Consider the following 22,419-nt stretch of genomic DNA (forward strand, 5'->3'; position numbering starts at 1 on the left):
TAAAACTGATTTCTTGTATACAAAATTAACTATTTGGCCCAAATCCTGCAACGACACCAGCAATCCATTTCAACGGGTGTTCATTTACAGGAGCAGGTTTCATGCCAAATACACAAGCGATGCATCAGGTTAAGGCCGCTGATCCCCACGCTGGATACAGCCCACGGCTTTGCAATGAGGATCTGGCGCCGACGCGCGACCAGAACTGGAGCTGGTACAACATCTTTTCTTTCTGGATGTCGGACGTGCACAGCATGGGAGGCTACGTGGTGGCGGCGAGCTTCTTTACGCTTGGTCTTGCGAGCTGGCAGGTGCTGCTGTGCCTGCTGGTGGGAATTTGTATCGTTCAGCTGTGCGCTAACCTGGTGGCAAAGCCCAGCCAGATGGCGGGGGTGCCCTACGCGGTGATCTGTCGTCAGGCGTTCGGCGTCTTTGGGGCTAATATCCCGGCGGTGATCCGCGGGCTTATCGCCTTCGCGTGGTACGGTATTCAGACTTATCTCGCCGCTAACGCGCTGATGCTGGTGCTGCTGAAGTTCTGGCCGTCGCTGTCGACCCTCACCGCATCCAGCTTCCTGGGCCTGTCGCATCTGGGCTGGCTCTGCTTCGCCACCATGTGGCTGCTGCAGGCGATGGTGTTCTGGCACGGGATGAACGCCATCAAGCGCTTTATCGATATCGCCGGCCCGGCGGTCTACGTGGTGATGCTGGCGCTGGCGGGATGGATTGTATACAAAACCGGTTTTGACGGGATCTCCTTTACCCTCGCCAGCAAATCGCTGAGCGCCGGGGAGCAGACCTGGCAGATGATCACCGCCACCGCGCTGGTGGTCTCCTACTTCTCCGGCCCGCTGCTCAACTTTGGCGATTTCTCGCGCTATGGCAAAAGCATGGGCGAGATCCGCCGCGGCAACCGCTGGGGCCTGCCGTTTAACTTCCTGCTGTTCTCCATCGTGACCGTGGTGATTGTCTCCGGCACGCAGTCGCTGTTTGGCCGCATGATCACCGACCCGATTGAGACCGTGAGCCGCGTAGGCAACGACCTGGCGGTCGCCATTGGCCTGCTGACCATGATCACCGCCACCATCGGGATTAATATTGTGGCCAACTTTGTCTCTCCGGCCTTCGATTTCTCTAACTGTTCGCCGCAGAAAATCAGCTTCCGCACCGGCGGGATGATTGCCGCCGTAGGGTCTATTCTGCTGACGCCGTGGAACCTGTTTAACTCGCCGGAGCTGATCCACTACACCCTCGACGTGCTGGGGGCGTTTATCGGCCCGCTGTTCGGCATCCTGATCGTGGATTTTTACATCATTAAGCGCGGGCAGGTTTCCGTTAACGACCTGTTTGACGACACGCCCAGGGGCCAGTACTGGTACCGCAACGGCTTTAACCCGAAAGCGATCGCCGCGCTGGTGCCCTCCGTCGCCATTGGCCTGATCATCAGCTTTATTCCGGCCCTGCACGAAGTGGCTAACTTTAGCTGGTTTATCGGCGTCTTCCTGAGCGGCGCGGCCTATCGCTGGATCGCCCGCGACGAACGCGTCGGCGCCACCGCTGGTTTCAGCCCTCTCGCCCAGAAAGAGTAACCCTGCATCCCCGCCGCGGCGTCACGTCGCGGCGACTTTCCGCCCGCACAACCTGGCATCAATCTTGCTCTATCCACCTATCCTTTCGCTTACCCACAGGGCAGCTATGATGTTTGACTACCATGCCGCGGTTCGCGGCGCATTTTTCGATATCGCCGAGGTTGCCGAGAGCGCCGACGATATCGCCCGCCAGGCGCGCTATCTGGAGGATGGCGTGCTGTTTCTTCGCGACGGACGCATTCAGGCGCTGCTGCCGTGGCAGGAGGGCGAACGCTTTCTGCACCCGCAGAAGGGCTATCGCGACCTGCGCGGTAAGCTGCTGCTGCCGGGCTTTGTCGATGCCCACGTCCACTATCCGCAAACCGAGATGATCGGCGCATTTGGTGAGCAGCTGCTGGAGTGGCTCACCACCTATACCTTTCCGGTGGAGAGCCAGTTTGCCGATGCCGACTACGCCGCGGAGATCGCGCAATTTTTTGTCAACCAGCTGCTGAGCCACGGCACCACCACCGCGCTGGTCTTTTGTACGTTGCACCCTGAATCGGTGGATGCCCTGTTTAACGAAGCGCTGCGCCTCAATATGCGCCTGATCGCCGGGAAAGTGATGATGGACCGCCACGCACCGGAATATCTGAGCGAAAGCGCGGAGCAGAGCTACCGGCAAACCCGCGAACTGATTCAGCGCTGGCACCAGCGCGGCCGTCTGGGATACGCCATTACGCCGCGCTTCGCGCCGACCTCAACGCCGGAGCTGCTGGCGGCGGTGCAGCAGCTCCGGGAAGAGTTTCCCGATATCTGGCTGCATACCCACCTGAGCGAAAACCTCAATGAAGTGGCGTGGGTTAAAAGCCTCTGGCCGGAGCATGAACACTATCTGGATGTCTATCATCACTATCGACTGACCGGCGAGCGCAGCGTATTTGCCCACGGTATTCATCTGGCGGATGCGGAGTGGCAGTGCCTGCACGAGACCGGTTCGGCGCTGGCCTTCTGCCCGACGTCAAACCTGTTCCTCGGCAGCGGGCTGTTTCGTTTACCGGCCTGCTGGCAGAACAAGGTGCGGATGGGTATCGGTAGCGATGTTGGCGCGGGCACCACCTTCAGTATGCTGCGCACCCTCGGCGAGGCGTATAAGGTCAGCCAGCTGCAAAGCTATCGTCTGCGCGCCAGCGAAGCGTTTTACCATGCGACCCTCGGCGGCGCGCGCGCCCTGCGCCTTGATGAGAAGATTGGTAATTTCCAGCCCGGTAAAGAGGCCGATTTTGTGGTTATCGACCCGGCGGTCACGCCGCTGCAAAGGTTACGCGGCGGGCGCTGCAAGGATATCTATGAGCAGCTGTTCGTCCTGATGACCCTGGGCGATGAGCGTAATATCAGCGAGACGTGGGTGAACGGCGAGCGCGTATGGGGAGATGCGGCTGCGGAGTAGTCCCTTTCCCGGAGGCGGCACGTTGTGCCTGTCCGGGCTGCCAGACCACAGGCAGTGCCGAACTCGTAGCCCGGACAGGCGCGCAGCGCCGCCTCCGGGGAAATTCAGAACCTGTAGCCCTGCCAGGCGTAGCGCCGCCGGGGCCATTTAGCTGCCGCGATAGGTGGACCAGCCGCCGGGGGCAATTAAAAACGGTAAATGATAGTGCTCATCCGCCTCCTCGCGGATGACGAAATCAATCTGCGCGCTCAGGTAGAGCGTCTCGCGCCCGCCGGCGGCAAACCACGCGCCAATTTTCGCGCTTAACCGGTAATGTCCTGGCGCCAGCGGCCCGGCACCGAGTTCGCCAATGCGGCCGTTATCATCGGTGACGCCGCAGGCAACCTGCGCGCCTTCGCACTCCAGCGTAATCTTTACGCCCTGCGCCGGTCGGCCGGTGGAAATATCGAGAATATGGGTGCTTAAGGTGCTCATTCGCCAATCGCTCCTTTCAGTCTTAACAAGGTAATTTCGCCTAGCTGGGCTAACGCGTCCCGTACTTCTGCGCTATCGCTGTTGTGCAGCCGACGCGACAGCGCCGCCAGGATTTCCTCCCCGCTGCGCCCTTTGGCGCGAATCAAAAAGACCCGGCCAAACCGCGCCTCGTAGCGGGTGTTACCCTCTTTCAGCGCCTGCGCCAGCGCAGCATCACGGTCATCAACGCTCCCCTGCTCCTGGCGGGAGAGCGCCGCATGGGCCTGCTGCCCGGTGGGCTTTTCGCCGATACGCGGATGGGCGTTCAGCGCCTCAGCCAGCTCCGCTTCCCCCCAACCTGCCATCAGCCGCTGGGCGGCGTCCAGCAGTTCCGCGCGGCTGCGCCATGGCCGACCGGCTGCCAGCGTGGCCGCCCAGCCAGAGACGGCCACGCAGGGTTCCAGCACGGCGACGGCCTGTTCGCCGCTCAGCTGATTAAAGTGATTCAGCGCGATCATCAGTACTCCTTGTGGCCGCCGCCGCGGCCGGTTTCTCTTCCGGGATAATCAGATTCAGGACAATCGCCACCAGCCCGCCGCTGGTCGCCGCGGAACCGAACAGGTTGCCGACGATCGGCGGGAAGTGGGTCAGAAACGCCGGGACCGCTTCAATGCCGAGACCAAAACCAAAGGCCAGACCGACGATCAGCATATCGCGGCGGGTCAGCGGTTTCTGGGTGATAATGCGGATCCCCGCCGCCACAACGCAGCCAAACATCACCATCGTCGCGCCGCCCAGCACCGGCGCCGGGATCTGGCGCAGTATCTCGCCGAATGGCGGAAACAGGCCCAGCAGAATCAAAATCACCCCGATGTAGCGGCCAACGTAGCGGCTGGCGACGCCGGTCATCTGAATCACGCCGTTGTTTTGCGCAAAGGTCGTATTGGGGAACGCGCACAGCATCGCCGCCACCATGCAGCTGATGCCATCAGCCAGAATGCCGCCTTTCAGCCGTGAACGGAAGGCTTCGTTATCTATCGACTGCTGAGAGATGAGACAGTTGGCCGTCAGGTCGCCCACCGCCTCAAGAATGCACACCAGCGACACCAGGGCAATCGGCAAAAAAATGGCGCTGTTGAACTGGAAACCAAACGGGAACAGCTGCGGTAAGCGAAACCAGACATCGCCGACGCCTTTAAGCTGGAACGAGCCGCTCAGCGCCGCCGCCGCACAGCCGACGGCCATCCCCACCACCACCGACGAGAGGCGTAGCCAGCGGTTTTTCGCACAGCTCAGCAGAACGATGGTTCCCAGCGTAACCGCGCCGAGGGCAATATTGCTCGTGCTGGCAAAGGCTTTAGCCTGCTCACCGCCGCACCAGTTAATCACGCTGACTTTGATCAGGCTAATGCCGATCAGCGCAATCACGCTGCCGGTAATCACCGGGGTAAAAATGCGCTTCAGCGGTTCAATAAAGCGGCTGACGAGGCAGGGCACCAGCGCGGCGACAAAGTTGACGCCAAACAGCATGGCCATAATATCCTGCGGCGTGCCGCCCTGCCCTTTTACCCACATACCGCCGGCAATCGCCACCCCGAGGAACGCAAAGCTGGTTCCCTGCATACAGATCATGCCCGCACCGATCCCCCACAGGCGGTTGGATTGCAGGAAAGTGCCGATGCCGGAAGCCAGCAGGGACATGCTGATCAAATAGGGCAGCCACTCCCCCAGCCCCAGCGCCGCGCCGATAATCAGCGGCGGCGTAATAATGCCTACCAGCCCGGCGAGTACGTGCTGTAAGGCGCTAAAAAAGGCCGGGAGCGGCGGGATCCGCTGCTCAAGGCCGTACAGTAAGCCGCCGTTTTTTTCATCTGACATGATCGTTTCATCCCGTTGCGAATAAGCGTGCGGGAACGGGTGCACAAAACAGGCCAAACTCACTCACATCTGAGCAACATTTAATTTTATTCATTTTTTTCAAACAGATAACACATCCTTTTCGCGACGTTCCCGCTATATGACCTCGGCGCGCCTATGAAACATTAGATTCTCAATTGAAAATTTAGAAATTATTGATTCATAAAAAGGCAATAAAAGCCGCTCTGCGCACCAACGTTGTGCAACCGCACGGTAGCGGGGAGCCCGAATCGGCGAAATCAGCGCCTGCGCCAAAGTGGTACGCAAATTGCTCAAGCCAATAACGACGTATGTAAAGGAGAAGGAAATGAAAGCATTAGTTATCGGCGGCGGAATCGGCGGCCTGAGCGCGGCGGTGGCATTAAAAAATGCCGGTATCCACTGTGAAGTGTTTGAAGCGGTGAAAGAAATCAAGCCGGTGGGCGCGGCCATCTCCATCTGGCCTAACGGCGTCAAGTGCATGAAGCATTTAGGCATGGGCGATATTATCGAAAACTACGGCGGACCGATGCATTTTCTGGCCTACAAGGAGTATCTGCGGGGAGAGACGCTGACTCAATTTAGCCTCGCTCCGCTGATTGCGCGCACCGGCGGACGCCCCTGCCCGGTTTCCCGCGCCGAATTGCAGCGCGAAATGCTCAAATTCTGGGGACGGGAGGCAGTGCAGTTTGGTAAACGCGTTACCCGCTGCGAAGAAAACGCCGACGGCGTTCGGGTCTGGTTTACCGACGGATCGATGGCGGAGGGCGATTTTCTGATTGCCGCCGACGGCAGCCATTCGGCGCTACGCCCGCACGTGCTCGGCTATACGCCGGAACGCCGCTACGCGGGCTACGTTAACTGGAACGGTCTGGTCAATATTGATGAAGCGATTGCGCCCGGCAATCAGTGGACGACCTTCGTCGGAGAAGGGAAACGCGTTTCGCTGATGCCGGTTTCCGGGGGGCGATTTTACTTTTTCTTTGATGTCCCGCTCCCGGCGGGGCTGGCCGAGGACCGCAGCACCCTGCGGGCGGATCTCAGCCGCTATTTCAGCGGCTGGGCGCCGCAGGTGCAGACGCTGATCGCCGCCCTCGACCCGCAGACCACCAACCGTATTGAAATCCACGATATTGAACCGTTCGCCAAGCTGGTTCGCGGCAGAGTTGCGCTACTGGGCGATGCCGGACACAGCACCACCCCGGATATCGGCCAGGGGGGCTGCGCGGCGCTGGAGGATGCGGTGGTGCTGGGGGAGTTGTTCAGCCAGAGCCGCGATATCAGCGGGGTTTTGCGTCAGTACGAAGCGCAGCGCTGCGACCGGGTGCGCGACCTGGTGCTGAAGGCGCGTAAGCGCTGCGATGTGACCCACGGTAAAGATATGGCGCTGACGGAAGCCTGGTATCAGGAGCTGAAATCCGAAACCGGAGAGCGAATTATCAACGGCCTGTGCGAAACCATTCAGGGCGGCCCGCTGGGGTAAAGATCCCGGTATCAGCCCCCTTCCCGGCTCGCGGCGTAAACGCCTTAGCCGGGCTACCGGTGAGCAGACGCCGGGGAAGCAGGCCGCAGAGAATTGCAGGCCGGGCAGTTTACGCAGACGGGAGGGAAGCCGCTGTCCCGCCCTGTATCGCCTCCATCACCGCGGTCAGCTTCTGGATCGCCATCTGCGCCGGACGTGAAAGCTGGCGTGATGGCGCGGCGCACAGGGCCAGGGTAAGCGGCCGCAGCAGACGGTTGCGCAGCGGGACAAACGCCAGCTGGCCGAGCGCGATCTCCTCCAGCACGTCCAGACGGCTGAGGAGGGTCACGCCGCCGCCTTTAAGCACCAGCGACTTAATCAACCGAATATCGTTGCAGCTGATGCTGTTCGTCGGGGAAAAATCATAATGGCGATAGAGCATCGCGACCCGCTCGTGGACGATCAGCGGCGCGCCGGGAAGAATATGCCGCTCCTCGCTTAGCTCGCCCAAAGACAGCATTTTAGCCTGCGCCCGAGGATGATCCGGACACATCACCACCCCCATCTCCAGTTCGGCAAAAGCCAGCACGCTAAGCCCCGCCTGACCTTCGGGATCGAGAATCAGACCGAAATCGAGATCCGCCTGCCGTACCTTCTGGCTGACGCTATGACTATCCGCCACCTGCAGCTCCAGTTCCAGCCATGGCCAGCTGCTGATAATGTCCGCCAGCGCGGCGGCAAAGCTCCCTTCCGCCAGCGCCTGCACCATGCCGAGGCTGACGGAGCCGCGTTTAAGCCCCTGCAGCTCATCAAACTTTTGCCGCGTCAGCTGAAACTCCTTTTGCCAGCGCAGCAGATTGTCGTACAGCAGCTCGCCGGCGGTGGTCATGCGTAGCCCCTCCGGCAGACGCTCAAACAGCGGCGTGCCGAAATCCTCTTCCGCCTGCAGAATTTGCCGGTTGATAGCCGAAGCGGAAATATGCAGTTTCTCCCCGGCCCGCCGCAGGCTACCGCTGCGCGCCACTTCGGTAAAATAGATAGCGAAACGTGAAAATGGGCTCATCGTGGACCTGTTCTCTTTTTTGCAACAGCTGAATGAATTCTTGCTGATGGATGTCAACACCCTAATATGGCAACAATAAACTCACAACAATTAAACAAATATTTTTGTGAGCAGGAAGAGAAGCCATGAACAGACCACAACCTACCCCACCCGCCCACTGCACCTTTGCGCCAGAGGACTGGCTGCGCCTGGCAAAATGCTGGCACCCGGTTGCCCGCGCCTGCGATATTGGCCCCGCCCCGGTGAAAGCCACCCTGCTTGATGAACAGCTGGTCATCTATCGTATTAAGGGCCAGGTGGTCGTTGCACGCGACGTCTGCCCCCATCGCGGCGTACCGCTGACGCTCGGTTTTCACGATGAAGAGGGGATTGTCTGCCCGTACCACGGCCTGCGCTTCGGTGAGGATGGCCGCTGCAACCGTATCCCTTCCAGCCCCGACCAGCCGGTACCGGCGAAACTCAACCTCACCAGCTTTGCGGTAGAAGAACGTTATGGCCTGATCTGGACCTGCCTGGCCTTCGATCCGCAAGACCCGATGCCGCTGCCGGTGATGCCGCACTGGCACGACGATGGCTTTCAGCAAATCAACTGCCCGGCTTTTGAGGTCAACGGTTTTGCGGGTCGCCAGGTCGAGGGATTTCTTGATGTTGCCCATTTTGCCTGGATCCATACCGGGACTTTCGCCGACCCCAATAACCAGGTGGTGCCGGACTACAACCCGCAGGAAACGGCGTTTGGGTTTATCGCCGATTACTGGAGTTCAGTCGGCAACTATCCCGCCAGCACCGAATTTCGCGCGCCGGAAGGCTTCCAGTGGCTGCGCCATTTTGAAATGCATTTGCCGTTTACCGCCACCCTGACGATTCATTTCCCCGAGGACGCCAGGCTGGTGATTATGAACGCCGCCTCGCCGGTATCCTCGCGCATTACCCGTATGTTCGCGCCCATCGCGCGCAATTTCGATCTGCACGTACCGGTGGAAGACGTCCACGCCTTTAACCTGCGCGTCTTTGAGGAAGACCGCATGATGGTAGAGACCCAGCGCACGGAAAGATTGCCGCTCGATTTAACGCTGGAAGCGCATATTCCTGCCGACCGCAGCTCCATCGCCTATCGGCGCGGGCTGAAGAAAATGGGCTTCGGCGATTTTTTCCTCGTGTAAGTGGAGCAGCACTATGAATGAGGTATTACAGGTCATTGTCGACGGCCTCTGGCGTCAGGGAAGCCAGAGCCTCGCCGTCAGGCTGGTGGCGCCGGAGGGTCAGACGCTCCCTGCCTGGCAGCCCGGCGCGCATATTGACGTTCATCTGCCGTGCGGCATTATCCGCCAGTATTCGCTGACCGGCCATGATAGCGTCGCTGACGGATATCTGATTTGCGTGGCCCTCGACAGCGCATCCCGCGGCGGCTCGCGCTACATTCATCAGCAGCTGCGCCCCGGCCAGACGCTGTTGATTTCCCCTCCGCGCAATCTGTTCCCTCTGCAGGCGGCAGAGCGGGTGACGCTGCTGGCCGCCGGCATCGGGATTACGCCGCTGTATGCCATGGCGCTAAGGCTGGAGGCAGAAGGCGTACCGTTTACGCTGCATTATTACCTGAAATATCGCGCCCAGGGGGCGTTTGTCCGCGAACTGCAGCGGCGATTCCGCGCCGAAAGCGTGGTGATTCACAGCTCTTGCGAAGGAGACAGCGCCCGGCAGCATTTAGCCGCCGCGCTGAACAAGACGCATACCGGATATCCGATTTATCTCTGCGGGCCAGAGGGATTTATGGCCGCCGCGCGCCGGGTCGCCATTGAACAGGGCTGGGCGGAAAAGCTGATCCATAGCGAAGCCTTTCAGCCTGTCGCCACGCCAGCGGCGTGCGCAGAGGAAAACACCTTTAACGTGATCCTTGCCTCCTCGGGCGAACGCTGGCCGGTACCCGCGCATAAAACCATCGCTCAGGTCCTCCAGGAGAACGGCATCGCCGTCCCCCTCTCCTGCGAAATGGGGATTTGCGGCGCCTGCCTGACGCCGGTTATTGAAGGCATCGTCGACCACCGCGATACCGTGCAGTCGGAGGCAGAGAAATCCGCCAGCGCGCAGCAGATAGCCCTGTGCTGCTCGCGCAGCCGGTCAGCGAATTTGTGCATTGATTTATAGCCCGGCGGCGTTGGCCTGTGACCTGCCCGTAATACAATCAATCATAGGCCAGCGGGGGCACCGAGGGTTAATGACGAATAAGTACGATTTAACAGGCTCCATTGCCTCAAGCAATAATCTTATGAAGTAAAGGCGTTATCGCGATACATGAAAAACATCGCGGCTGGCGAATGTTGTATGCAGTATTAACGAAAACTCCACTGCACGCTGATGACAAAAACGGCCGGGAGAATAATTCCGCTTTCGATGCCGAAATAATCGGTAAAGTTATACTGGAGACCATGGTAAATATAGGGAGAAAATCCAATGCCGGTCGCATCTTTAAAATCCTTATATGAGCCATGGTCGCCGCAGTCCTCAAAAGCATCGAAGAAAAATTCGCCGACGTAGCCATAAATCCCCTTAAATACCCAGCCGTTGCCCAACGACGCCCAGTCGCGGCGTACCCCGAGCGCAATACAGCGATCGTCAAAGCTGTTTTTCATCGTCCCGACCAGCAGACTGTACTTCGAATCCGCGGAGAACTTGCGTTCAACCGAGGCAAACTGGTTATCAAAGCCCTCGGTGTACTGGCCGTGATTGTTTGACAGATGATAGATCCAGGAGCCGGTATTAACCGAATAAAGAGTGATTTCATCAGCCTCTGCGGCCGTCGACGCAGCCATCAGGGCAGCACTCGCCACGGCGATGGTTATCTTTGTGCCCATTAACATCATCCTCTGCTTGAGGTCGCCGCCCGGTTGGATAATCAGAGTATAGAAATCGTCGGTGGCCCCTGCCTGAGAAATGATAAATTTTCTGCAAAAAGATATTTAAATGTAGTTTTAAAGATGAATAATATTTAGATAGCGCATTTCGTCAGATAATTATGCCGCCAGGAAGCGAAAAAATCAGATATGATTATATTTCTCTGTTCCAGGATTGATTAAGGAGTCATAAAATACCTGGCGTGCCACCAGGCATTTTTTGCAATAGCATTAACGCTGGCAAATGTTAATCAGCAATTCCGCCATCCAGCGGTGGCTCCTCTCCTGGGCCGCCGTTTCATGCCATGAAAGATAGCAGGTGCGACTGTTCATTTCTAAAGGCAGCGGCAGCAGCTGGAGCGCAAACTGTTCTTCAAACTCTTTGGCCAGCCACTCAGGCGCGATGGCCACCATATTGGTTTGCGACACCACGCTCAGCACGCTGACCATGGCGTTTCCGTGGAATGCGACGCAGGCCTGCTGTTCCTCAGAGCTATACCAGGGATGGCTGAATGAGCCGTAGCGATCCAGCGCGACGGTAGCGTGCTGCTCACGATAAATATCCTGCTCGGTCAACGGCGATGCAATACGCGGATGATTCCGCCTGGCCACCAGCACCATGCGATCGTTGAACAGCGGGATGCTGGTGAACTCCGGGTGGTTGAACTTGTTGTAATCGAGAACAAATTCAACTTCCTGATAGCGAAGCTGGTTGATGACCTGCTGGCTTAGGGTAGATTTAAAGGAGAGACTGACCCGAGGCGCAATCTCGCTCACTTTATTAAAAATAAGCGGTGTCAGATAGTTATCCAGCGGGCTACAGACGCAAAGATGGTAAATACGTTCGCAGTCCAGCGGATCGAACAGCGTATCCGGTAGCTCATTTTGCACCAGCTGCAGAGCGCGTCGAACCGAGCCGAATAGCTGAAAGGCGCGATCGGTCGGTTTAATCCCACGACCGTTACGGACAAACAGTTCATCCTTAAACAGCACCTTGAGGCGCGATACCGCGCTGCTCACCGCTGGCTGAGACATGCCGAGCGTTTGTGCCGCCTTGGTTAAGCTTTGCTCTTGCATAACGGTATCGAAAATAGTCAGCAGGTTAAGATCGACTTTCCGTAATACGGGCTGCAGGACTTTCGGTTCAGAGGTTGGTTTAGATATTGTATTTTCACTCATGTAGGGAACTCCACCAGCACATTAATCAGCGATCCTGCTTCGTAACACTGAGACCTTTCGCCAAAGCAAAAAAACAGGCAGATAAATCATCATCGGCCACAGTAGCCATGTGTTATCGGTTTCCAGCAGCACGCTCAAATGGACGAAACTTATTAGTAAAATGGTAAACAGCAGAAGAATATGAAACGTGTTGTGTTTTCTGGAGAAAACGGCATAGCGGTAAAGCATTATTTTTCCTTTCGTTCACTCCTTGAACAAAAGAGAATACCATATAAAAAGTGGTGAAATTTCTGAAAAATACGCGACTTAATCCGAATAAGTTAATTCTCATTGAAATTATTAAGATGTTCTTAGGTAAATCGCAGAAAAAACCAAAATCCAGATATTAATTTACCGGCGGTAACCAATAATACTTTTCATTAACATTCCTTCGCGATGAATAACTGACAACGGAAACTATTACACGCGTAATGGTCACCTCAATGCAGTAATCGTCATAAAGCGATTATCGGACTGTGATAAAGAAATCGTTAATTTCAGCGCTAGCATCTTTAGCGCGCGTCATGACCGGGAAAGGCTGACGGACGGTCGGCGGTTGCCAGGTGTGCAATGTTAATCAGTGGGCTAAATCGGATTTGGGCCGCCATCGAGGCCTCGAACCCCGTTCCCTACAACGTACGTCGTTCGCTCTTCCTGATGAGCTAATGGCGGTCAGATGCTAATCGCTCAACGTCAGCAGCGGCGTGCCGATAACGATGAGCGGCGCGCATGGTATCGAGAATAATTAGCCATGTAAATAATATAAATGCATGAAATATCCCTGTGACAGCGCTATCTGCTGGAAAGTCGCCGCCCCGTTAAGCAGACAGACAAAACCTTACACGGTACCCTCTTGAACATTGATAAGTATTGTTTATGATCCTCGGTTCTGAAACGTACGGGTCACCTATGCGCAATCGTCAGCTTCCTGGAAAATGGTTTTTGGTATTGACTTGCCTGGTCATGGCTATTTGCCTTGTTCAGCGGGCGGTCTATGTACACCATTTTTTGGACAACGCCGCGCGCCAGGTTCAGGAACCCGCCGTCAGCGCACTGTCGCAGCAGCCGTCAGCGGATGAAGCTGAGCAAGGGCCCTCTCCCTGTCAGCTGAGCGCCAAATCTCTGCTCTGCGCGCAGCCGCTGTTCTTCGATGGCGCCTTACCGGCCATCATTCTGTTCCTTACTCTGCTTCAGCTGACTGCCGCGGCACGTGCCTGGGTCTTCCGGGACGATCCCGTTCGGCCGCCCACGCTACGAATTCATCTCAAAAACTGCGTTTTCCGTGAATGAAAAAATCGTTTTTTTAAACGATTAATTTTTTAATTCACGGAGAAAATAATGCTGAATATCTTCAGGGGCCTCGTCTTCCTGTTGCTGACCTGCGCGAGCGTTGCTCATGCGGCAGACACCGGATGGCTGACATCCCCACAGAACGACCACGCCCGGGTCCGCTTCCAGGCGGAGAAAGAGAACGATCGGATCGACGCCCTGCTCTCTATTGAGCTGGCTTCCGGCTGGAAAACTTACTGGCGCTCGCCGGGTGAGGGCGGCGTCGCCCCGCAAATCGTCTGGCATAACGGTGAACAGGCGCAGTGGTACTGGCCGGTTCCCTCAAGGTTCGAGATTTCCGGTCTGACGACCCAGGGCTACCATCAGCGGGTCGTTATCCCGATAATCATCACCGCCGTTCCCGGCGACCTGCTGGACGGTACGCTCACGCTATCCACCTGCAGCAACGTCTGTTTGTTAACCGACTACAGGCTGCGTCTGGATTTGAGTCAGCCCGCCACTGCCGGTTTTCAGGAGGCTTTTGCACAGGCGATGCGAACCATTCCGGCAGATAAAGGCGTGTCGGACGATCTCGCCGCGCATCGGGTCGGCAGCGACCTGGTGATAACCGCCACCACGGTCGGTGAGTGGAAAAACCCCGCTATCTTTTTTGATCCCATGGAGGGCGGGATAATCGCTGGCGCTCCGCGCCTCCGTACCGAGGGCGCCAGCCTCAAGGTAACGGTACCGGTAACCGATGAATGGGGGGAAGAGCCCGCAACCCTTGCGGGGGAAGCGCTGTCGTTGGTGCTGACAAATGGCGCAAAGGCGCAGCAGACCAGTCTGACGATCGGCGCAGATCTTGCGCCAACCTCAACGGTTAGCCTCTGGAAGATGCTGCTTTTTGCCCTGATCGGCGGATTAATTCTTAACCTGATGCCCTGCGTGTTGCCGGTAATGGGCATGAAGCTCAGCGCCGTGCTGCAGTCCGGGTCAGATAAGCGCGCGATCGGGCGGCGTTTTCTTGCTACCAGCGCAGGTATTCTGACCTCATTTGTCCTGCTGGCGCTGATGGTAACGATACTGAAGCTTACCGGCGCGTCCCTGGGCTGGGGGATCCAGTTCCAGAACCCCTGGTTTATCGGCTTAATGATTGCCGTTACGTTTATCTTTTCGCTCAACCTGTTTGGCGTCTTCGAGGTGCTGCTACCGTCATCAGCCGTTAACCGGATGGCGACCGCCGGCGGCACCGGCATGGCGGGCAGTTTCTGTGAAGGCATTTTTGCCACGCTGCTGGCGACCCCCTGCTCTGCCCCCTTCCTGGGGACCGCCGTCGCTTTTGCGCTTGCTGCCCCACTGCAGGAACTGTGGCTAATTTTCCTGGCGCTCGGGCTGGGTATGGCCATCCCCTGGCTATTCGTCGCCCTGTTGCCCAGGTCGGCCGCTCTGATCCCGCGCCCCGGTCGCTGGATGAATTCACTGAAAATGGCGCTCGGCCTCATGATGCTGGCCTCCAGTTTTTGGCTGACGACGCTGCTGGGCCTCCATCTGGGTGAGACCCCCGGCGGCATTATTGCGCTGGTTCTTACCCTGGCGGCGCTGGCCGCCCTACGGGTAACCCATAAGCGTACGACATCTGCCTTCTGGCTGGTGATTATTGCGCTGGCGGCGTTTGCCGGCTTCCAGCTTCGCGGCCTGCTGGCAGGAGAACCCGCGCGCGCTACCACGGAGGCAATGGCTCAGCCGATCCGCTGGCAGCCCCTTAGCGAGGAGGCTATCCAGAACGCGCTGGCGGCGGGCAAACGGGTCTTTGTCGATATTTCGGCCGACTGGTGCGTGACATGCAAAGTGAATGAACATCGGGTATTAAATCAGCCCGCCATCATTAGCGCGCTCTCCCAGCCCGACGTAGTAGCGCTGCGCGGGGACTGGAGTCTGCCCTCCGAACCGATCGCCCGTTTCCTGCAAAGCAGAAATCGCTACGCCATTCCGTTTAATCAGGTCTACGGCCCAGGCCAGCCGCAAGGCGACATACTGTCGCCGCTGCTCGATAAACAAACCGTCCTCAACGCCCTCAGCCGTGCCAAAGGTTAATTTACGATGAAAAAAACGCTGCTTGCTTTCACTCTTCTTTCGGCCTCTTTGCCGACACTGGCATCTTCGCCGCTTACCCCTGCGCAGGAGGCTCGCGTCCAGGCACTGGTGCAGGAGACGCTGCTTAATCATCCCGAAATCTTGATCGCCGCCGCCGAAAAGCTCGATCGGCAGAATGCCCTTGCCGGGCAGGAACAGCTTCAGCAGGTTCTTACTCAGTACGGCGATGTTATCTTTCACGATCCCAACTCGCCGCGTATCGGCGCGCAGCGACCGAAGCTGACGCTGGTCGTCTTTACGGATCACAACTGCCCGTATTGCAAAAAGTTTGACCCGTATCTGCAGAAGATTGTCGAGAAATATCCGGATGTTGCCGTGGTCTTTAAATTTCTGCCCTGGCGTTCTGAAAGTTCGCTGACTTCGGCAAGGGCTGCGCTAACTCTGTGGCGTGCGCATCCTGAACAGTTTGTGAAATTTAACCATATCCTGATGGCAAAAAAGGGATATCACGACGGCGCTAGCATTGAGCAAGCCAAGACGAAGGCCGGGGTCAGCGTAGCAACGCCGGATGAACAAAGCCTGGCGACGATTAAGCAAAGCCTGCTGGTGGCCGAAAAGCTCGGCATTCAGGGTACGCCAGCCACAATCGTCGGCGACGAGATGCTGTCGGGCTGGATCCCCTGGGAGCAATTTGACGCCATGGTCAGCGACGCGCTGAAAAAACAGTAACCCTCTCCGGGGTGGCCCCCCGGAATTCAGAGATAATGAGATGAAATACATTCTACTGCTGGCGGCCTGGATAATGCCGGGCCTGGCATCTGCCGGGGAAGCTCTCCCTCAGATAGTGAAAAATTTTGGCGAACAGCAAGGGATCGCCCTGATTAAAGAGATCGATTCGCCCGGCGGGGTAAAAGGGTGGATCGGCCAGTATCAGGATATGGGGGTGACCCTGTTTTTGACGCCGGACGGAAAGCACGTGATTTCTGGATATCTGTATGACGAAAAAGGTAAAAACCTTAGCGAGGCCTATTTTCAGGAAGCCATCTATACCCCTTCAGGCCGCAAAATGTGGCAGACGCTGAATAATGCTCGTCCGCTGAAGGAAGGTGCGGATTCGGCTGCCAGAAAAATCTTTGTCTTTGCCGATCCTTTCTGCCCCTGGTGCAAAGCGTTCTGGTCGGCGGCGCAGCCGTGGGTAAAAGCGGGCAAGGTCCAGCTAAATACCCTGCTCGTTGCTTTTCTCAACCCGAAAAGCGGCCGATACGCTACGGCAATCCTGAACGCGCGCGATCCGGCCGCCGCGTGGCGAGAGTATGAGCTTTCAGGCGGCAAAAAAGTGCCGCATTTTGAGGGCGTTACTCCACGCGACACCTTTAATCTTCTTCAGCATCATCAAAAACTGATGGATGATTTGGGCGCCAGCGCGACGCCGGCTATTTATTACATGAATGAGCAGAATGAGCTCCAGCAGGTCATCGGCATGCCCGACGAACAGCAGCTGCGGGAGATGTTCGGGCCAGCGCCCTGACAGATAAGGCGCTCTGCGGGGCGCCTTGCCAACCCAGGCCAGAGTTCGTATTTTATGGCCTGTTCTGCCCGTTTGGGTCTTCAACGCTTGAGTTAATGAGGGATAATGGAACGCTTATTTGTCTACGGCACGCTGCGCCCGGGCCACTCTAACGCCCATATTATGGACAACATTGGCGGAGAGTGGCAGCCAGGCTACGTCACCGGCACCTTTTATGAACGCGGCTGGGGAGCGGCGGCAGATTTTCCGGGCATTGTTCTCGACAAAAACGGCCCCCGGGTGCCCGGCTTTCTGTTTCTGTCGGCGAATCTCGAGGCCCATTGGGCCATGCTGGATGCGTTCGAAGAGGGCTACGATCGCGTTGCTGTTGAAGTCACCACCGATGAGGGTCAGCGAGTGACCGCCTGGACCTACCAGCTACAGCCGAAGAGGATCCCGTAGACGATTTCGCCCCGCACAGCGATTGCCGGCGGGGCATCGACCGCGACTAACTCAGGCATCGCGCCAGCCCATTGCCGGCGCAACGTGCTTCAGAATCGACTCAATGACATGCGCATTATATTCCACGCCCAGCTGGTTCGGTACCGTCAACAGCAGCGTATCCGCTTCGGCGATGGCCTCATCCTGTTTCAGCTGCGTGATGAGCTTGTCCGGCTCTGCGGCGTAGCTGCGACCGAAAATAGCGCGGGTTTTCTCATCGAGGAAACCGATCGAATCACTCTCGTCACGGCCTGAACCGAAATAGAGACGATCGCGATCGTCCATCAGGGCGAAAATGCTGCGGCTAACCGAGACGCGCGGCGTACGGGTATGGCCCGCCTGTGCCCAGGCTTCGCGATAGGCGCGGATCTGTTTCGCCTGCTGAATGTGAAACGGTTCCCCGGTTTCATCATCCTTCAGCGTCGAACTTTGCAGGTTCATACCCAGCGTTGCCGCCCACTTCGCGGTAGCATTCGAACCGGCGCCCCACCAGATTCGTTCGCGCAGACCTTCGGAATGCGGTTCCAGACGCAGCAGCCCCGGCGGGTTGGGGAACATAGGCTGCGGATTGGGTTTCGCAAAACCTTCTCCGCGCAGGGCGTCCAGCAGCACTTCGGTGTGACGACGCGCCATATCCGACTCGTTTTCGCCTTCGCCCGGGACGTAACCAAAATAGCGCCAGCCATCAATAACCTGCTCCGGAGAGCCGCGGCTGATACCCAGCTGCAGGCGGCCACCGGAGATGAGGTCCGCCGCACCCGCATCCTCTGCCATATACAGCGGGTTTTCATAACGCATATCGATCACGCCGGTGCCGATTTCAATTTTTTTGGTTTTCGCCCCTATCGCAGCCAGCAGGGGAAACGGGGAACTAAGCTGGCGAGCAAAATGATGCACCCTGAAATAGGCGCCGTCCGCGCCCAGTTCTTCGGCGGCGACGGCAAGGTCGATGGATTGTAACAGCGCATCAGCGGCTGCACGCGTTCCGGACTGCGGCGACGGCGTCCAGTGACCAAATGATAAAAAGCCAATCTTTTTCATGACGAAGTTTCCTGGTTTGCAGGGAGTCGTCGGTAGAGCGCGCCTTATGACAAGCGTGTCTGCCGCGTATCCCACTACTCTACGCGTAACCAGGTGAGAATAAATATCGTTTGTTTAACCGAATACTTCAAATAAATTGATAAAGCTATTTGCCGCCTCCCGGCCATGGGCGGTCCTTCAGAGGCCGAAAATCGCTTCAATTTCAATTTTAAGGTCGGGTGAAAAGAGGCGGCTGACTTCAACGAGAGAGCTGGCAGGCAGATGGTCACCGTAGTTTTGATAGAGAACCCGGCGTAATGCGTCGATCTCAGCAAATGAGGTTATAAAAATAGTGACTTTAATCAGGGATGAAAAATCAACGCCTTCTGCGTCAGCGATGGTTCTGATCTGCTTAAAGATCTCCTCCGCCTGGGCGGCGATACTCCCCTGCTGCGCCTGCGTGCCGAACGCGGTTAACCCTGAAATATAGAGCGTGTTTCCGTGCGTTACCGAGTGAACGTAGGGAGCCTTGACTTCACCCAGTTGAGGATAATTTTTCCGTACCACCTTGCTCATGCTGACATCCTTATTTAAGAGGAAACGAGTCGCCATCCTAACATGCTTTAGCTAAGGCATTCAGTATGTCTCCTCCTGGCAAAAAATAGCATTACAGCCCTTATCTATGCTCTCTTCGCAGCCTGGCAAGGCGTTGCTACGGTACCGATATCGTTGCAAAACGGATCGCATAATGGCCGTGATGACTAGCGTTGATGCCGCACCATCGCGGAGAATTTAAGGCAAATATCCTGCACTTTGACGCTTATTGCATATACTTCAATGGCAGGTTGCGCTTCTTTAAGACGTTGCCGCTACGGTGGAGGCATCCTGCACTTATCTATATTGGATATTGGATTATTGGGTCTGATGAAAATATTAATCATGAAGCAGTAATGGAGGTATGGAACGATGGGATTATTAAGTTTTGTGAAAGACGCGGGCGAGAAAATCTGGGATGCGGTATCTGGCGGCAGCAAGGAAGATCGGGCCGAAAAGCTGAAAAAACACATTGATAACCTTAACCTGCCCGGCGCTGAAAAAGTGAATATTGATGTCGCGGACGATGGCACCGCAACGATAACGGGCGACGTCGGCTCACAGGAAGATAAAGAAAAAATTCTGGTGGCGGTGGGTAACGTCACCGGGGTAGGCCAGGTCAATGATAGCGTTAATGTGACGCAGAGCGGAGCGGAAAGCCGTTATTACACGGTGAAATCCGGCGATACCCTGAGCGCCATCTCAAAAGCGATGTACGGCTCGGCTAATGACTATCAGCGTATTTTTGAAGCCAATAAACCGATGCTGACGCATCCCGATAAGATCTATCCGGGTCAGGTGCTGATTATCCCGGCGAAGCAGTAAGTTATTTCGCTAAGCTTCCGTCAGTTCACTCACCACACTTCGTTAATTACCGGCCGGTTTGCTGGTCGGTAATTCACTCTCAGCCATGTGAACGTTTATCAGGGCATTCTGCCTGGCAGCATCACAGGCCGCTTTAGTGGCCGGGAGAGATAATTTTTCTGTCAGTTAGGGATGGCTTCTGCCACGGCGAACCGCAGCCGTCGAGATGGCACAATCGATGCCCTCTCCTCTCATGGTCATCGTTCTAAAATATCTCTTTATCGCACAGAATAACTTTCGTCGCCGCTGGACCTTTATCACCGCGATGTATGGCAAATTCAACTTTTTGCCCTTCAAAGAGGGTATTAAAGTTATCGCCGTGAAGCGCTGAGTAATTAACGGCGATATCTTTGCTGCCATCAAGAGGAGAGATGAAACCAAACCCCTTCGATTCATTATACCACTTCACCAGACCTTTAATTCTTGAGGACATACTCCCTCCAGTTACACAGCATGAAATTGAGAGAAACGTACAGGATCAAATTTTGGACTCAAAAGGAGGGGATATCAGCGATAGCGCCTGGTCATGAGAACTGCTCAGTAGAGTTTGATGTTCGTTTATCGCGCACAGATTAGGTCATTAATGCACGGATAGCGATAATAAGCAAATCAATTTTTAGCCATCCAGATATCCTTGCGCGGCAAAAAAACTTTATCAGGATATTTACCTGGAAATAAGTCTTGCTATCTATAGTGATGTGTGTGACTAATGAGGGGTCGGTTTAGCATACAGACATAATAAAGCGGTTTAGTAAAGCAGTCCTCATCTTAAGTGTTATCCGTTGATAATTCTTCCTTTTGAGTCTCCTTATCGTTATTAATTAGATTCTGTGCGAAAACCCTTTTCGCCGTAAGGCTCAGATATGTTGAGGTATTATCAATGTCTAATAAAATGACTGGTTTAGTAAAATGGTTTAACGAATCAAAAGGTTTTGGTTTCATCACTCCGGACAACGGTAGCAAGGATGTTTTCGTCCATTTTTCTGCTATCCAGAGCGGTGGCTTTAAGACCCTGAGCGAAGGCCAGAAAGTCGAATTCACCATTGAAGATGGCCAGAAGGGTCCTTCAGCGGGTAACGTCTACGCTGTTTAAAGCGCGCTCCTGCTTTAATGACCCTGACATCACGTCGGGGTTATTTATAATGAGAGTTTTTGAGATAATCGCGTCATTCTGCTATTTTCATGCTTTCGATAACTCCCCCCAAATGACGCCCCCCGAGTATTGCTATAACCCCTCCCACTGGTATATCTCTTTACAACAATAAATGCTCCCGTTTAGAGTCGTAATACCTTAAGCCACCGGCAAAGAACGCAAACCTCGTTTTAAATTAACGGCGAGCGACTTCAGCAATTAAAAAGATAAGAGTGTACAGTGCGTATCGTTCATGCTGCCAGTGAAGAGAGCCTGCGGATAAGGCGCGTCTCTATCAGTTTTTTCGCGATATTTTCTCAAGGTGGTTAAAGCCAGCACCTGCGGAAGGGATAGTAATGATGATAGCCATCCTGAATGGCGCCGCTACCCATTGATTATTCATGAAAATTTTAAAAAACGTCTAATTTAATTGATGTTTTAAAAAAAACGTAGTTACCATGTAGTACAGTTTAAAGCGATGCAAGGAATCAGCATGCCCTACCTGTTACTTACGCTGGCAGCCCTGTTTTGGGGAGGGAATTATGTTGTAGGGCATATTCTCGTTCAGGGCGCAGATCCGATTGTTATGACGGAAGCAAGGTGGGCGCTAACCGCCATGCTGCTGGTAGGGCTTTATCAACGTCAAATCCGCGAGAGTTGGCGTTTATTGCGTGGAAATGCATCGACGCTGCTGATTTTAACGCTGTGTGGGCAGGTGAGTTTCCCGCTAACCCTCTATATCGGTCTGCAGACCACCTCCGCGCTAAACGCCGCAATTTATATGTCGGCGACCCCCTGCATGGTGCTGATGATTAACCGTCTGATTTTCCATGACCGGGTTTCAGCGCGTAACTGGTGCGGTGTTGCGTTTAGCACCGCAGGCGTACTGCTGCTTCTGCTGCACGGCAATCTGACCAACGCCGAGGGACTCAAAGGATTTAGCCAGGGCGACCTGTGGGCCATGGGGTCTGCGCTAAGCTGGGCGGTTTATTGCTCTCTGCTGCGTAATAAAGATCGGCGTATTCCCGCCAACGCTTTCGTCGCCGTCAGTTCACTTATCGGCGCCCTGATTCTGCTTCCGGTGGTCATTTTCTGGCTATGGCGACACCCCGCCACCTCGTTCGCCGCGTACCACGATATCTCTTTCCTCACCGGCCTGGCGTATCTGGTTATCTTCCCCTCGTGGCTGGCCTATTTGTTCTGGAACAAAGGCATCGCCGCCATTGGCGCGACTCGTGGTGAAATTTACACTCACCTTATTCCGCTGTCTGGCGGGATATTGAGTATTCTGTTTTTACATACCCGGCCGCACCTCTATCACTTACTGAGCACGCTGTTAATTTTAATTGGCATCGCGATTTGTTCGATCGCAAAAAAGGAAACGGTGCATTTGTAAGCAGGAATGCACCGTTTTAACCCTGACAGGGGGAGGACAGA

At 55.8% G+C, this 22,419-nt stretch carries 22 protein-coding genes; 13 read left to right on the top strand and 9 right to left on the bottom strand.

Translation table 11 applies throughout. The features are described 5' to 3' along the window. The first annotated feature begins 101 nt into the window (after positions 1–101). Together ACSIPU_RS20290 and guaD are read left to right on the top strand one after the other, a co-directional pair. Positions 102–1,589 carry an NCS1 family nucleobase:cation symporter-1 gene (locus ACSIPU_RS20290; RefSeq protein ID WP_023320685.1) on the top strand — a complete coding sequence of 496 codons (1,488 nt, stop codon included), beginning with the start codon at positions 102–104 and terminating at the stop codon, positions 1,587–1,589. A 109-nt stretch (positions 1,590–1,698) separates the two neighbouring features. Further along, the gene (gene guaD, locus ACSIPU_RS20295) at positions 1,699–3,018 is read left to right on the top strand and encodes a guanine deaminase (RefSeq protein WP_070557407.1); all 1,320 of its coding nucleotides are present in this window, start codon (positions 1,699–1,701) and stop codon (positions 3,016–3,018) included. Between the two features lie 147 nt (positions 3,019–3,165). Here guaD and uraH read toward each other — a convergent pair whose 3' ends face one another. From uraH to ACSIPU_RS20310, 3 genes are read right to left on the bottom strand one after another with little or no spacing between them, the layout of a single operon-like run. Further along, a complete protein-coding gene (gene uraH / locus ACSIPU_RS20300) occupies positions 3,166–3,492 on the bottom strand; it encodes a hydroxyisourate hydrolase (protein WP_064373022.1) in 327 nt (108 codons plus the stop codon). After that, the gene (gene uraD, locus ACSIPU_RS20305; protein WP_017146163.1) at positions 3,489–3,989 is read right to left on the bottom strand and encodes a 2-oxo-4-hydroxy-4-carboxy-5-ureidoimidazoline decarboxylase; all 501 of its coding nucleotides are present in this window, start codon (positions 3,987–3,989) and stop codon (positions 3,489–3,491) included. Before uraD ends, uraH begins: the two co-directional genes overlap by 4 nt. After that, on the bottom strand, positions 3,967–5,349 hold the full coding sequence (locus ACSIPU_RS20310; protein ID WP_004100872.1) for a nucleobase:cation symporter-2 family protein: 1,383 nt from the start codon (positions 5,347–5,349) through the stop codon (positions 3,967–3,969). The genes uraD and ACSIPU_RS20310 overlap by 23 nt, the downstream gene beginning before the upstream one ends. A 346-nt stretch (positions 5,350–5,695) precedes the next feature. On the opposite strand from ACSIPU_RS20310, the gene hpxO reads away from it, so the two are divergent. After that, a complete protein-coding gene (gene hpxO / locus ACSIPU_RS20315; RefSeq protein ID WP_024273998.1) occupies positions 5,696–6,850 on the top strand; it encodes an FAD-dependent urate hydroxylase HpxO in 1,155 nt (384 codons plus the stop codon). 109 nt (positions 6,851–6,959) lie between these two features. Here the strand turns inward: hpxO and hpxR are convergent, their stop codons facing one another. Further along, complete coding sequence (gene hpxR / locus ACSIPU_RS20320; protein WP_196558003.1) at positions 6,960–7,892, bottom strand: LysR family hpxDE operon transcriptional regulator HpxR; 933 nt, start codon at positions 7,890–7,892, stop codon at positions 6,960–6,962. A 125-nt stretch (positions 7,893–8,017) separates the two neighbouring features. Here hpxR and hpxD point away from each other — a divergent pair, with 125 nt between their 5' ends. Both hpxD and ACSIPU_RS20330 read left to right on the top strand, forming a co-directional pair. Beyond that, a complete protein-coding gene (gene hpxD, locus ACSIPU_RS20325; protein ID WP_196558004.1) occupies positions 8,018–9,055 on the top strand; it encodes a molybdenum cofactor-independent xanthine hydroxylase subunit HpxD in 1,038 nt (345 codons plus the stop codon). Positions 9,056–9,068: 13 nt separating this feature from the next. Then, the gene (locus ACSIPU_RS20330) at positions 9,069–10,037 is read left to right on the top strand and encodes a PDR/VanB family oxidoreductase (RefSeq protein ID WP_196558005.1); all 969 of its coding nucleotides are present in this window, start codon (positions 9,069–9,071) and stop codon (positions 10,035–10,037) included. 185 nt (positions 10,038–10,222) lie between these two features. On the opposite strand, the gene ACSIPU_RS20335 is transcribed toward ACSIPU_RS20330, so the two are convergent. Both ACSIPU_RS20335 and leuO read right to left on the bottom strand, forming a co-directional pair. Then, the gene (locus tag ACSIPU_RS20335; protein WP_160887656.1) at positions 10,223–10,702 is read right to left on the bottom strand and encodes a hypothetical protein; all 480 of its coding nucleotides are present in this window, start codon (positions 10,700–10,702) and stop codon (positions 10,223–10,225) included. Between the two features lie 312 nt (positions 10,703–11,014). Beyond that, positions 11,015–11,962, bottom strand: a complete 948-nt coding sequence (leuO, locus tag ACSIPU_RS20340) for a transcriptional regulator LeuO (protein ID WP_004112016.1) — start codon at positions 11,960–11,962, stop codon at positions 11,015–11,017. Between the two features lie 948 nt (positions 11,963–12,910). Between leuO and ACSIPU_RS20345 the strand changes: the two genes are divergently transcribed. The 5 genes from ACSIPU_RS20345 (at position 12,911) to ACSIPU_RS20365 (ending at position 17,333) form a co-directional block, all read left to right on the top strand. Next, on the top strand, positions 12,911–13,291 hold the full coding sequence (locus tag ACSIPU_RS20345) for a hypothetical protein (protein ID WP_023329474.1): 381 nt from the start codon (positions 12,911–12,913) through the stop codon (positions 13,289–13,291). 48 nt (positions 13,292–13,339) lie between these two features. Then, positions 13,340–15,364 carry a protein-disulfide reductase DsbD family protein gene (locus ACSIPU_RS20350; RefSeq protein WP_049593340.1) on the top strand — a complete coding sequence of 675 codons (2,025 nt, stop codon included), beginning with the start codon at positions 13,340–13,342 and terminating at the stop codon, positions 15,362–15,364. 6 nt (positions 15,365–15,370) lie between these two features. Next, entirely contained in the window at positions 15,371–16,093 is a 723-nt protein-coding gene (locus ACSIPU_RS20355; RefSeq protein WP_024273993.1) for a DsbA family protein, read from the top strand. Positions 16,094–16,133: 40 nt separating this feature from the next. Further along, positions 16,134–16,892 carry a thiol:disulfide interchange protein DsbG gene (gene dsbG / locus ACSIPU_RS20360; RefSeq protein ID WP_032734763.1) on the top strand — a complete coding sequence of 253 codons (759 nt, stop codon included), beginning with the start codon at positions 16,134–16,136 and terminating at the stop codon, positions 16,890–16,892. A gap of 105 nt (positions 16,893–16,997) precedes the next feature. Further along, positions 16,998–17,333 carry a gamma-glutamylcyclotransferase family protein gene (locus ACSIPU_RS20365; protein WP_004112004.1) on the top strand — a complete coding sequence of 112 codons (336 nt, stop codon included), beginning with the start codon at positions 16,998–17,000 and terminating at the stop codon, positions 17,331–17,333. A 51-nt stretch (positions 17,334–17,384) separates the two neighbouring features. Here ACSIPU_RS20365 and ACSIPU_RS20370 read toward each other — a convergent pair whose 3' ends face one another. Together ACSIPU_RS20370 and ACSIPU_RS20375 are read right to left on the bottom strand one after the other, a co-directional pair. After that, entirely contained in the window at positions 17,385–18,413 is a 1,029-nt protein-coding gene (locus ACSIPU_RS20370; protein ID WP_017146170.1) for an LLM class flavin-dependent oxidoreductase, read from the bottom strand. Positions 18,414–18,590: 177 nt separating this feature from the next. Beyond that, positions 18,591–18,968 (bottom strand): RidA family protein, encoded by a 378-nt coding sequence (locus ACSIPU_RS20375; RefSeq protein WP_004100855.1) that lies wholly within the window; start codon positions 18,966–18,968, stop codon positions 18,591–18,593. Between the two features lie 390 nt (positions 18,969–19,358). On the opposite strand from ACSIPU_RS20375, the gene lysM reads away from it, so the two are divergent. Further along, positions 19,359–19,811 carry a peptidoglycan-binding protein LysM gene (gene lysM / locus ACSIPU_RS20380; protein WP_004100853.1) on the top strand — a complete coding sequence of 151 codons (453 nt, stop codon included), beginning with the start codon at positions 19,359–19,361 and terminating at the stop codon, positions 19,809–19,811. A 244-nt stretch (positions 19,812–20,055) separates the two neighbouring features. On the opposite strand, the gene ACSIPU_RS20385 is transcribed toward lysM, so the two are convergent. After that, positions 20,056–20,283, bottom strand: a complete 228-nt coding sequence (locus ACSIPU_RS20385) for a cold shock domain-containing protein (protein WP_004100846.1) — start codon at positions 20,281–20,283, stop codon at positions 20,056–20,058. A gap of 447 nt (positions 20,284–20,730) precedes the next feature. Between ACSIPU_RS20385 and cspE the strand changes: the two genes are divergently transcribed. Further along, complete coding sequence (gene cspE / locus ACSIPU_RS20390) at positions 20,731–20,943, top strand: transcription antiterminator/RNA stability regulator CspE (RefSeq protein WP_004100844.1); 213 nt, start codon at positions 20,731–20,733, stop codon at positions 20,941–20,943. A gap of 532 nt (positions 20,944–21,475) precedes the next feature. Then, complete coding sequence (locus ACSIPU_RS20395) at positions 21,476–22,378, top strand: DMT family transporter (RefSeq protein ID WP_196551098.1); 903 nt, start codon at positions 21,476–21,478, stop codon at positions 22,376–22,378. Positions 22,379–22,419 lie beyond the last annotated feature (41 nt).

Source organism: Klebsiella sp. HN106 (assembly GCF_051209435.1).
Classification (GTDB): domain Bacteria; phylum Pseudomonadota; class Gammaproteobacteria; order Enterobacterales; family Enterobacteriaceae; genus Klebsiella; species Klebsiella oxytoca.